Source organism: Deltaproteobacteria bacterium (genome assembly GCA_019310525.1).
Lineage (GTDB): Bacteria > Desulfobacterota > DSM-4660 > Desulfatiglandales > HGW-15 > JAFDEE01.
Window position 1 is genome coordinate 1 of sequence record JAFDEE010000083.1, and the last position, 11,894, is coordinate 11,894.

At 54.2% G+C, this 11,894-nt stretch carries 9 protein-coding genes; 1 reads left to right on the forward strand and 8 read right to left on the reverse strand.

Annotation, left to right across the window (positions count from 1 at the left end; translation table 11 throughout):
• The first annotated feature begins 140 nt into the window (after nt 1-140).
• Complete coding sequence (locus JRF57_13450) at nt 141-1,505, forward strand: TolC family outer membrane protein (protein MBW2304704.1); 1,365 nt, start codon at nt 141-143, stop codon at nt 1,503-1,505.
• A 252-nt stretch (nt 1,506-1,757) separates the two neighbouring features.
• Here the strand turns inward: JRF57_13450 and JRF57_13455 are convergent, their stop codons facing one another.
• The 8 genes from JRF57_13455 to JRF57_13490 all read right to left on the reverse strand — a co-directional run bounded on the left by JRF57_13455 (nt 1,758) and on the right by JRF57_13490 (nt 11,656).
• Nucleotides 1,758-2,246 carry a DUF3106 domain-containing protein gene (locus tag JRF57_13455; GenBank protein MBW2304705.1) on the reverse strand — a complete coding sequence of 163 codons (489 nt, stop codon included), beginning with the start codon at nt 2,244-2,246 and terminating at the stop codon, nt 1,758-1,760.
• A 120-nt stretch (nt 2,247-2,366) separates the two neighbouring features.
• The gene (locus tag JRF57_13460; protein MBW2304706.1) at nt 2,367-2,948 is read right to left on the reverse strand and encodes a zf-HC2 domain-containing protein; all 582 of its coding nucleotides are present in this window, start codon (nt 2,946-2,948) and stop codon (nt 2,367-2,369) included.
• A gap of 20 nt (nt 2,949-2,968) precedes the next feature.
• On the reverse strand, nt 2,969-3,628 hold the full coding sequence (locus JRF57_13465; protein MBW2304707.1) for an RNA polymerase sigma factor: 660 nt from the start codon (nt 3,626-3,628) through the stop codon (nt 2,969-2,971).
• A gap of 353 nt (nt 3,629-3,981) precedes the next feature.
• Nucleotides 3,982-4,467 (reverse strand): hypothetical protein, encoded by a 486-nt coding sequence (locus JRF57_13470; protein ID MBW2304708.1) that lies wholly within the window; start codon nt 4,465-4,467, stop codon nt 3,982-3,984.
• Nucleotides 4,468-5,010: 543 nt separating this feature from the next.
• A complete protein-coding gene (locus tag JRF57_13475; GenBank protein MBW2304709.1) occupies nt 5,011-6,576 on the reverse strand; it encodes an AMP-binding protein in 1,566 nt (521 codons plus the stop codon).
• 69 nt (nt 6,577-6,645) lie between these two features.
• Entirely contained in the window at nt 6,646-8,628 is a 1,983-nt protein-coding gene (locus tag JRF57_13480; protein MBW2304710.1) for an FAD-dependent oxidoreductase, read from the reverse strand.
• A gap of 6 nt (nt 8,629-8,634) precedes the next feature.
• Entirely contained in the window at nt 8,635-10,788 is a 2,154-nt protein-coding gene (locus tag JRF57_13485) for a molybdopterin-dependent oxidoreductase (protein MBW2304711.1), read from the reverse strand.
• A gap of 37 nt (nt 10,789-10,825) precedes the next feature.
• Nucleotides 10,826-11,656, reverse strand: coding sequence for an IclR family transcriptional regulator (locus tag JRF57_13490; protein ID MBW2304712.1), 831 nt, complete (start codon nt 11,654-11,656; stop codon nt 10,826-10,828).
• Between the last annotated feature and the right edge of the window lie 238 nt (nt 11,657-11,894).

Below are 11,894 nucleotides of genomic sequence, written 5' to 3' on the forward strand. Positions count from 1 at the left end.
ATCTCATGGCTGAAGAGTAGCCGATCCGATTTGAATGCGGCGACTTTACTCACTTTTCCGTGGGTTTACTCTTGTTTGGTCTCATTTTTATCTTGGGCCTGTGATCCTTCAGCCCGGATATTAAATGGAAGGAGCGTCAAATGAAGAAGATCCTTTTCCTTTCAACAAGCGTTGCCTTGGTATGGCTTCTCTTTCCCGTGCAATCCTTCTCCAAAGACGTTGTAACCATCAAACAGAGTGTGATTGACACCCTGAAAACCACACCCCGACTTGAAATGATGAAATACAACCGGGAAGCGGTGAAATACGATCTTAAAAAGTCAAAGGGTGGTCTTTACCCCAAGATCAACGCCCGGGCCGCTTACGGTGCCGACCGGCATAGTGATCAAGTGACCCGGAGGGAAAACCGGGATCACACCTGGCATGCCAGGGGAGAGGCCTCCCTCGTGTTGACTCAACTTATTTTTGACGGAAAGGAAACCCGCAGCCAGGTTGAAATCGACAAGGCCAGGGTACGTTCCATTGATCACAGGGTCTTCGACAACGCCGAAGCCCTGGCCCTGGACGCCGTATTGGCCGCCCTGGAAGTATACAGGCAAGGAAAACTTTTGGAGATCGCGGAAGAAAACGTCGCAGCCCACGAAAAAATCCTTGCCTCTCTCAAAGACATGCAGCAAGCAGGCGCTGGGAGCATAGCGGATGTCATGCAGACAAGGGCACGACTCTCACGTACCCTGACCACACGGATCACGGTGAAGAATGACCTTCAGAATGCCCTCTCCGAATTCGAGCGCCTTGCCGGTTACCGGCCTGGGAAGGTGAGATTCCCATCTGAGAAACCCGATGTCTTTCTTCCAAAAGCCCTCGATGATTTCCTGAAGGCCGTTCTTGATAACAATCCCAAACTACTCACGGCCCAGGCCGATATCGAAGCGGCCGCCCACAGGATCACTCTTGCAGAATCCAAATTCTTTCCAAAGGTCTTTTTAGAGGTGGGCGTCACCTATGAAGACGGCGTGGAGGGAGACGAGGACTGGAGCCGGAATTACGCCGCCATGGTGCGTATGAACTGGAACCTTCTAAACGGGGGGTCGGACAAGGCGGCCAAAAGTGCCGCCTTTGCCAGGAAATTACAAGCCGAAATGGACCGAAAGGATCTGGAAAGAAATCTTACCAACGAGGCCCGGGCCACCTGGAATGATTACAAGGCCGCCCTGGAGGAGGAGCAGGCCCTGAAGGAAACGGTAAAATTCAATGAAGAAACCAGGACCCTGTACCGTGATCAGTTCTCGGTGGGACAACGGAGCCTCCTGGACCTCCTGGATGCAGAAAACGAATATTTCCAGTCTGCAGGTCTTTATGTTACCGCCACGGTGAATCGTGTGGCCAATGCTTACAAACTCCTGGCGCTATCCGGAAAGCTCATTGAAACGCTGGGCATAGACGCCTCAATTTACAAGGAACCGAAGATGATCCAACAGCCTGAAAGGAAAAGCGTATTTTAACCATATTCGGGGGAAGGCGTCCCTTTCCCACCCGATCAAGAAGCTCTTGCCTGAAATTATCGCCAATGAGAAAAGGAGGCCTTCTTTCTTTTAAGGTCTCCTTTTTTAGTGCCCATATTTTATCCCAAATTATACGCGAGCGCCTGTCCGCCGCTTTCTGGCGGGCCTGTCCGCTGTTGTCTGGCGGGCTTGTCACGCCGTAGCCATAGCGAAGGCGGAAGATTGGGCAAAAGGGAGCGTTTTTCAAAGGTCTCAAGGCCTGAACCTTCGTCGGATCCTTTCCTTTTGTTGGGGAGTGAGCTCATCCCAGTGGTCGAGCATTTTTTTCAGCCTCTTTCGTTCTTGGAGGGACAGGCTCTGCCACTGCTCGAAAAGCCGCTGGTAGAGATTTCGGTCTTCGGGAGACATCCGGTTCCACTGCTCGTAGCGACGGCGCAAAATTTCCCTTTCCCGGGCAGACATCTCTTTCCATTCTTCGACCTTCTCCTGCCACTCCTTTTCGCCTCGCCCCTTCGGGCCCTTTGCGATAATAATCTCATTCAAAAAAAGGGGCCGGGAGTACTTTGACGAAGTAAGCCGCGGCCGACGATTCTCCCCTCCCCCGTGACTCCAAGCTTCTGAGGTAATGCTGAATATGATTCCCACTCCAAGCCCCAGCAAAAAAAACATTTTCACCTTGCCCAAAAGCCGCACGACCATGAGATATCTTTTTCCCATCATTGGTTTACAAAATATAATCATTTTACGCTCCATGCATAACGGCCGCGCCCTTGGGTCCAGGCTCCATCAGGACTCTGTTTCAACATTTCATCCTTCCTGGTTCAGGACCGAAATCCACAGTGCCCGAAACGGGAATTCACTTTAGGCCAAAAGTATTTTTCCATATCGGTTCATTCCGTGAATGTTTGTTTCTCTATTTTCTGTCGGTCTGCTCTTTTTCGGCCGATCAACAACATGGACCAGTTTTTCAAGAGCGTCCATCTCCCTTAGCAATTCCAGGTTGGCGATGATCTCCCTCTCTTCAGGTCCTATCCCTTCATCCACCAGGAGTCTGGTTTTCAAGGTTGTCTGACGTACCCCGTGGTTTCCAACCCTTTCACCATTCTGCAAAACCACGACAAGGATCAGGACGCAAAGCGCGGCCGCCAAGGACAGCACCCTAACCGGTCTCAAGCCCCAAAGTCCCTTCTCCTGCTTTTCATTGATCCCTCTGTGGAGTCTTCGACGAATTCTCCTCACCGATTCATCTACTTCTCTTTCAGAGAGAATCGGCGGTTGCATGTGATCTTTCATTTTGTCCATGAGTTTCATCAGGGAGATACGCTCCTGTCTACAAGATTCGCAGACTCTCAGGTGGGCGTCCAAGGCCCTCCGGGCCTCTGGATCCAACTCGCCATGGACTTCTTTAAGAAGCATATCTCTTCCTTTTCTACAGCCTTTCATGGCATCTCCTCCCTTTGGATCTAATCGACCCAATCCTTCAAGGCCTCCCGCAGGTGCCGGGTGGCCCGGAAAAGATGACTCTTTACAGTCCCCTCGGAGGTATGGAGGGCGCTTGCAATTTCAGAAATCGAGAGACCTTCGAACACCTTGAGTTCAAAAACACTTCGCTGCCTGTCTGAAAGATCTTTCAGGGCCTTCTGAATATCCGCCCGAAACTGCCGTCCCTTAAGGGTTTTCATCGGATCCACATGCCAAGTTTCATCCGGAAAATCCAGAAGGGCTTTCTGTTCAAAGCTCCCACGGCCCGTCCTGTTGGATCCCCACCAGGACCCGAACAGCTTTCTACGCCCCGCCTTTCTCCGGGCATCCAGACAGGTATTGACCACGATACGGTACAGCCAGGTGTAAAATGTGGATTGTCCCTTGAACTTCTTGAGATTTCGAATCACCCGAACAAAGGCTTCCTGGACGGCATCTTTCGCCTCTTCCACGTTGCCCGCACACATCCGGTAAGCGATTCCAAAAACCCTTTGATGATATCGGCGGATCAAACGATCTATTGCCCAAGGGTCATTTCTCAGGGCGCGTGCCACGAGTTCGGAATCTTCAGATCCTTCCGTGGTAAGGTTTTCCCCCATACTCCCCTCCACCACAGAAGAGGCATCGATAGTCTCTGCCAATTCTCTCCCTCCGCAACCGCTCATATCCGCCTTTCATTCCACCGCTTCCAGTTGCCGTGGTTCCAGGAGCCCATATCTGAAAAGCGATCAAGACCCGGCCCCACTGATCATTGTAATGAGACCTTTGAAAAATGTTCAATTTTGTTCAAGGTCAAGGAAGGCGAAAATTTTAACCGCAGGAATACATTGAAGTATTTCGAGGATTAAAATTTGAGCCTGACCTGTCTGCCGTGCCTGTCTGCCGTGCCTGCCTGTCCCGTTGGAACGGCAGATAGGCCCGGCACAGGCAGGCGCAGAGATTGGGCAAAAGAGGACGTTTTTCAAAGGTCTCGTAACGGCTCCAGTAGTAATTGTCACCTCACTGCAAGGGTTGATATCGAAAAGGACCATCCGGGCTCGGACCATCTCGCCCTGAACCCGTACCGATCATGACGGAGAGGTTCCGGACAAACCCATCCAAAAGCAGGATAACAGTGTTCGATATGCCTTTCCGTAAAATAATAGAACGTCTTACGGGCACGGCAGCGGCGCGTATGGCGGGCACGGTAGATGTGATCACTCGCCCTATCCAGCATGTAGTACAACCTGCGCCTTTCCCTTGGGCTCAATCGACCGTCTTCCCAGGCCCTGAGCCTTGCCCGTTTGATCCGTTGCTGTTCTTTCGTAAGCCGAAAGTATTCTTCCCGGGTGATGGTGCCTTCCAAAAACCCTTTGGCGATCCGCCTGATTTGTCTCTCCTGTCGCTTGCTGAAACGATCATCGGCCCAGGACTGGCTGCCGAACGCCAGGACCAGAGCAACCGCCATCGCCGCTATCCCTGCCGTCGTAACGAGCTTCATGCCTCTCCCTCCTCTTCATCCATTCTTTTTCCTAAACTAAGCGTTTCAAAATTTTGATGAAATCCTTTTAGTTAGGTTTTTATTTTATTTGACGCATGCGGAGAGAATTAGTTTACAAGACTAAACCACTATCGGCCGAAGCCGATAGCTTTAGGGGCCAAGGGTTCAATTGAAAATCATTTTACTTCCAAATCCTTTCTCTTGACCCCTGTCCCTTTGAACCTTACTCAAAAAAACGATCAAACTGAAGACTTCACCTGAAGGCAAGGAGTTTTCTCCAATTCCCGGAAAGTACAACAAAAAATGCCTGCACCACCGGGAGAAGGGGCATGGAGATCTTTTCGGAAGTGACCTGTCGGGAAACTCGGGAACGAGGAAAAGATCCCCATGCCCCTTCGATCTAAGCCAATGTTCCCGCCATAATTCCGGCGGCCAAGCCTTCGTTATTTCAAGGGGTTAGGATGGGTTCAAACAAGGAAGGGCGGCCCAAGTCCCATTCACTGGGACCCCGGCCGCCCCTCGGCGCATCAAGGATGCGACCCCCTATGAAACCCTGAAGGCCTCTTCCCTGCCGATGTACCGCCTTCGCAGCTTTGTCTTTTCAATTTTTCCAGTGGGATTTCGGGGGATCTCTCCAAAAAAAACTTTGCGGGGACGCTTGTAGCGCGGCAATGCCTTGCAATGGGCAAGGACTTCTTCCTCTGTGAGGGTAGTCCCTGGAACGCACTCAATGACCACAGCCACGATTTCCCCAAGGCGTTCGTCCGGGTAACCGATGGCCGCGGCATCCTTGATGCCTTTGTGAGTATGGAGGTGGTTTTCCACTTCCACCGGAAAAACGTTTTCCCCTCCGCAGATGATTACGTCCTTTTTCCGGTCGACCAAATAGATGAATCCATCCTCATCCTGCCGGGCCATGTCCCCGGTATGAAGCCATCCGTCCTTCAGGGCCGCGGCCGTGGCTTCGGGATTCTTGTAATACTCCCGCATCACGCCTCCTCCCCTCACGATGAGTTCTCCCACCTCACCCTGTTTCACGTCACGGCCCTCTTCATCCACGATCCGGGTCTCCCAGTTGAACCCGGACCTCCCGATCGCCCCCACCTTGTGGGTGTTCTCAACTCCCAGGTGGACGCAGTTCGGGCCTGTGGCCTCGCTCAAGCCATAGGTCGTATCGTAGTCCATGTGGGGAAAATACCCTTTCCATCGTTGGATCAGGGAAGGGGGAACCGGCATGGCCCCGATATGGAGGAGCCGCAACTGCTCCAGCCTGTAGTCATCAAGTCGCATTTCCCCCCTGTCAAGCTTCAGGAGGATATCCTGGACCCAGGGCACCAGAAGCCAAAGAATCGTCCCTCCCTCCTCGCTTACGGCCTCAAAGATCCACTCGGGGGAGACCCCCTTCAGGATCACGGCGCGCCCTCCTACGATCAAGCTGCCGAACCAGTGCATCTTGGCGCCGGTGTGGTAGAGGGGAGGTATCAGGATGAAATTGTCGTGCCTTTCCTGGCCGTGATGGACCTTTTCAGTGATAGCAGCACAAACCAGGTTCTTGTGGGCAAGCAGTATCGGCTTCGGGCGCCCGGTGGTTCCGGAGGTGAAGTACAGGGCACACGAGTCGTCATAATAGAGTTCAACATCAGGAGGTTCGGGGGACGTCCGGGGGGTCCATTCACGAACAGAATCGGCGAATTCCGGCACCTTTTCTCCAGTAAAGAGGTAGTCCCGGACAGGAACCGTTTCCTTGATCTCCTCGATTCGCTCAGTAAATTCCTCCCCGAAAATGACCACTTTCGGTTCAGCGACATCGATACAGTACTTGATGTCCGCACCGGTAAAGCGAAAATTCAGGGGAACTACCCAGGCCCCGGTGCGGAGAATACCGAAGTAGGTCACCAACCACTCGATGGAATTCATCATGAGATGGACTACCCTGTCCCCTTTTCCGACTCCTTTTTCAACTAGCAGATTTGCGAAGCGGTTGGCCTCATCGTCGAACTGCTTCCAGGTCACTTCTTTTCTCACATTCTCGGCAGGAATCCGTTCCACCAGGGCCACATCGTCCGGATACATCCTTGCGTTCCGGGCAAGCATTTCACCTATGTGGATATCAATATCAGGCATGATTCCCTCCCTATTTCGCCGTGACGACTCGCTCGTCTCACGGGTTGACTCCCTTCATCTTCCTGTCGCCATAATCTTTTCCACGGGAGCTTTCGACCAGGCTCTGTGCTTCTGCTCGACCTGTCTCCGGATTTCATCCGGATCTCCAAAGTAGATACAATGGGCCAGACAAACGTTGTCGGCACAGGCTGGAAAAAGTCCCTTTTCCACCCGATGAATGCAAAGGTTGCACTTTCGGGCCGTCCCGTTCACACCATCAAAGACCATGGCCCCGTAAGGACAGGCCTGGACACAACTGCTCCCGCACGTGATACACCTTTGAGCTTCCTGCAGGACCATCTCTTCTGTAAATCCCTTTTGTACTTCATCAAAGTTATCCGCACGTTTGCGGGGGTCCAGGCTGGATCCGGATATCCTGGGTCGCAGATCGAATGTCTTGTCCCGGGGCAATGGAATCACCGCCCAGTCACGCTTCCTGTCCCACCAGAGATCGCGGCCTTGAAGATAGCGGTCGATTGAGATGGCCGCCTCTCTCCCGTCCGCAATGGCCTCCGTTACCGTGCGGGGGCCCCTCACGGCATCCCCGCCCGCGAAGATATCAGGATCATCACTCTGAAGGGTGAGGGGGTCCACATTCAGGGTTCCCCAGGGGCTCACGGTGCAAGAGCACTCAGGGGTCAGACAGGACCAGTCCGCTTCCTGGCCGAGGGCCATGATGACGGTGTCCACTTCCAAGGTGAATTCCGAGCCGGGAACGGGCTCAGGTCTCCGCCTCCCGGTTTCATCGGGTTCTCCCAGGCTCGTCTTCAGGCATTCGAGGGCATGCACCCGGCCGTTCTTCTTGCCTGTAATACGGATGGGTTGAGTCAGGGGTTGAATTGCGATCCCCTCCTCCAAGGTCTCTTCCACCTCCTCGGGATGGGCCGGCATCTCTTCCAGCCCACGGCGATACAGGATGAAAGTGTTTTCCGCCCCCAGTCTTCGCGCCATCCTGGCCGCATCCAGCGCCGTATTTCCCCCCCCGATCACGGCCACGGTCTTTCCAAGGCTCACTGATTCACCCATGTTGACCTTCCTGAGAAACTCCAATCCTCCATGGACGCCTTTAAGATCCTCCCCCTCGATACCCATTCGGCGGCATTCCTGCGTGCCGATGGCGATAAAGAAGGCCTTGAATCCTTCCTCTCGCAACCGTTCGATGGTGGTATCCTTTCCCACTTCGACCCCGGTCATCATGGTGACTCCCATGTCACGGACCATTTGGATCTCCTGCTCCACAATATGGCGTGGGAGGCGGTAGGACGGGATACCCATGGTGAGCATCCCTCCCAGGCAATCGTCCTTTTCCAGAATCGTCACGGGATAGCCTTCCCGGGCAAGATAATATGCACAGCTCAGACCGGCAGGCCCGGATCCGATGACCGCGACCTTCTCGTCTTTCCGGGCCTTGATGCGGGGAAAGGGCAGCCTCCCTTCATTCAGGGCGAAGTCCCCGAGGTAGCGTTCAACGGCCTTAACGGCCACGGGTTCATCCACTTGCCCCCGGTTACAACCCGATTCGCACGGGTGATAGCAAACCCTCCCGCAGATGGCGGGAAAGGGACTGGTCTCCCGGATGATCTTCAGGGCTTCATCGAATTTCCCTCTGGCCGCCAAGGACAAAAAGGCCTGGACATTGTTCCCGGCCGGGCAATTCTTCTTGCAGGGCGAGACCCCTTGCTTGTACTCCAATCCATTGGATTTAGCCGTTTCACAACCCGTACATTTTTCAGGGTCGTGCACCACGATACCCGTGGCCGGATCCTTGGTGATAGCCCCTTCCGGGCAGGCCGCCCCACAGGGAGGCTCATCGCAGTGCCTGCAGACATTGACCCTGAACATGAAGTAGGGTTCTCCATCCACCAGCCGCGGTCCATCTTCTTGAACGGAGATGAGCTTCACTCCTTCCGGCATGTCGGTCTCTTGCTTGCAGGCCACTTCGCATGCCTTGCACCCCCAACAGGCCGCATTGTCCACGTATAGAGCATACTTCTTCATGGGATCTTACTCCTCCTTTCCTGCGGGGTAAATCCTGCAAAGAAGGGTTCGGATATGGGTTGCGCCCATTGCAGGATCGCAATTTTCATAGGCGTTGTTGGTGAGGATGTTGATATTGGACTCGTCCCAGCCGTGGCCCGGGTCCTTCTTCTCCGGGAACCACCAAGCATGTTCCGCGGAGACCACCCTGGGATCCATTCCTTCAAAGAACTTTGCGCGTTGCCTTACGCGTCCCCGGGGAGACTCGATGAAGACCCAGTCCCCTTCCTTGATTCCCTCCTTCCTGGCGGTCTCCGGGTGGATTTCCACCGTCGGGTCTCTGTGGAGCTCCCTGAGCCAGGAGACCTGCCGATTCTCAGAATGGAAGAATCCCGGAAGCCTTCGGCCCGTTATCAGGATGTAGGGATATTGCTCGTAGAGTTCCGGTGTGCTGTAAGGGCTCTCGGGCGGTTCCCTGTGCCGTGGTAACGGATCGTAACCCAGGCCCTCGAGGAATGTGGAATAGAGTTCGAATTTGCGGCTGGGGGTGGAAAAACCTTTTTCCTTGTATTTCTGCGGGATCACGTCCCCGCGGATGTAATCCATCTTCTTGAAGTCCTGCCAGGTAATCCCCAGGGGTTCCAGGATCCAGTCGAGGGCCTGCTCGAAGTTGTCCCACCACAGGTGCCCCTGGCCGACCCTGTGGGCGAGGTCGTTGAGCATTTCATGGTCTGACCTGCACTCCCCGACCTGGATCACCTTCCGCCTGGGCAGGATGTAGCCGTGGCGTTTCCAGAAATCACCGATATAGTCCATCTCAAGCCAGGTGGCCGCAGGAAGCACGATGTCGGCGAGCTCGGCCGTGGGGGTGAGGAAGAAGTCCGACACGGCCATGAAATCGACCTTTTCAAGGGCCCTTCGCACCTCCCTGGCGTTGGCACGGGTCATGAGGGGATTGGAGCTGATGAAAAACAGCATTTTCACGGGGTAGGGTTTCTCTTCCAGGATGGCGTCCCATACGCATTTTGGATTGATGATCGCGAAGTTGGCCCCCAGGCGGAATCGATCGCCTCCAAGGCGTTTCTCCCTTTGCGTGTCGGGAAGCATCCGGTGGGCGCCGAAGTATCCAACGTTTCGGATCCTCGGGGTTTGAAAGAGAACTTGTCCGCCCGGCACATCGATATTCCCGGTAATCCCCATGAGACACATGAGAAGCCGATCGTTGTCCGCGCAGTTGACCTGCTGCTCAATGGCGACTCCCCACTGGATTCCCGCAGGTTTTGTTGTGGCATAGAGCCTGGCTGCCCGGCGGATCTTCTCCCTGGGAACCCAGGTGATCTCCTCCACTTTTTCCAGTGGATACTCCATCACTCGTTTTACGAAGGGTTCCCAGCCGAAAACGTGGTTTTCAACGAACTCCTTGTCGTAGAGTTCCTCATTGATGATCACGTTGAGCATCCCGAGGGCCAGGGCTGCGTCCGTTCCGGGACGCAGTTGCAGCCAAATGTCCGCCCGGGCGGCGATGCGCGTGAGCCTCGGGTCAACGGCGATCAACTTGGCACCCTTATCAAGGGCCACTGAGAAGGGTTCACCTTTATATTCGTCGGGATTCCCGATGACCAGGTTGTTTCCCCAGACCATGATACACTTCGGGTGATTCTCGTAATCCACGATCGGGTTGGTCCCGCAGGTGATGATGGAAGTGGAGATTCTGGGTCCGTAGCAGAAATGCCCGGCCGTAAGAACATTGGGAGTGCCCAAGAGATTGGCGAAACGGTAGATCACCGCCTCGTTTTCCCGCCCTGTCCCGTATCCCAGGACAACGGATTCGGCCCCGTATTGTTCCTTGTAGTGGAGAATCCGCTCCGCAATGGTATTCAGGGCCTCGTCCCACGAGATACGCTGCCACTTTCCGCTTCCCTTCTCTCCTATCCTTTTCACGGGATAGGTGAGCCGGTCCGGGTGATAGGCCAGTTGGGCGGCCGCAAGCCCCTTGCTGCAAATGGTTCCGTGGTTGATAGGACAATCCGGGTCTCCAGCGATCTTCGCCACCTTGCCGTCCTTCATGTAAATCAAGACGCCGCATCCCCCGTGACACATGCGACAGAAACTCTTTGTCACGGAGTCGTACCCGTATGTCTCCATCTCCTTTTCGGCATTCGAGTAAACGAATTCCGGCATGTTTTTACCTCCCTTTCGGTTCCCGGAGTGAGGGGTCTCAAATCCCTTTCCCCGGTCCTTTCAATGAAAGCCTGTCGGCGTCAGCACCCAGGGCCTCTGAGATCCTTGCCGCCGTCTCAGCCGCCCTTGATCCCTTCTCATCCATCTGCTCCACCGGAAAGGTCCCCATAAGGATCAGGCATCCGATGATACGATCGTGTGGCCCGAATACTGGTGAACTCACCGCGTTTATCCCGGGCTGAAGTCCACCCGCATCCTTTGCATAACCTTCCTCCCTGCAAAGGGCGAGTTCCTCCTTGAGCCTTCCCATGTCCACCGGTTCAGACCGCCCGTAGAAAAAGAGCCTTTTCCGGGCCAGGACCTTCTTTCTTTCCTCCTCTGGCATGAATGCCACAATGGCCTTCCCGTGGGCACCGGCCGTGAGATGGAATCGGTGACCCAGCCGTATAGTCACCCCGATATCCTGGTTCCCTTCATGCTTGGCAACAACGAAGACCTGGCCGGCGCTGATCAGCCCAAGAAGGGCCGTGTTCCTGGTCTCAACCGCAATCTCCTCCAAGAAGGGGAGGGCCCTTTCGCGGATATCCATATGGTCCAGGACGAACCGTGAGAGAGACAGGAGACCTGGGCCGAGGGAATAGGTCTTGCTCTGGGGATCCTTTTCAACGAATCCAAATTGCATGAGGGTGGTAAGGATGGAATAGCCCTTGCTCTTGTAGATACCCACTTCCCGGCAAATCTCTGTGAGGGTCCATCTGGAACGACCTCCCCGCCCCAGGCACAGGAGTATCTTTCCTGCCTGATCGACCGCCGGGACGATAGGACTGTATCCAGACTGATTATTTCCATCTCTCCTGTTCGGCTTCACCTTTCCCCCTTTCTGGAGCTGCACATAATAAACAGAAAAGATTTGTTCTGCATACAAAACCATATTCTATATACCAAACATACCTCAAATACCTTTTCCTGTCAATGAGAAAGACTTCGCCTGTCCGACTCTTTCCCGGCGTAATATCCTTGCCGCAAACGAGTCTGCAACAATCCTGTTGCTTCCTGGATCAAAGAGATTATATAGTGATAAAGATTTAAAAAAATTTTCCCAATTT

Excerpts from the sequence above, each read along its gene's own strand:
- JRF57_13485 (MBW2304711.1), bottom strand. The coding sequence starts at position 10,788 with ATGCCGGAATTCGTTTACTCGAATGCCGAAAAGGAGATGGAGACATAC.
- JRF57_13480 (MBW2304710.1), bottom strand. The coding sequence starts at position 8,628 with ATGAAGAAGTATGCTCTATACGTGGACAATGCGGCCTGTTGGGGGTGC.
- JRF57_13450 (MBW2304704.1), top strand. The coding sequence starts at position 141 with ATGAAGAAGATCCTTTTCCTTTCAACAAGCGTTGCCTTGGTATGGCTT.
- JRF57_13470 (MBW2304708.1), bottom strand. The coding sequence starts at position 4,467 with ATGAAGCTCGTTACGACGGCAGGGATAGCGGCGATGGCGGTTGCTCTG.
- JRF57_13455 (MBW2304705.1), bottom strand. The coding sequence starts at position 2,246 with ATGATTATATTTTGTAAACCAATGATGGGAAAAAGATATCTCATGGTC.
- JRF57_13460 (MBW2304706.1), bottom strand. The coding sequence starts at position 2,948 with ATGAAAGGCTGTAGAAAAGGAAGAGATATGCTTCTTAAAGAAGTCCAT.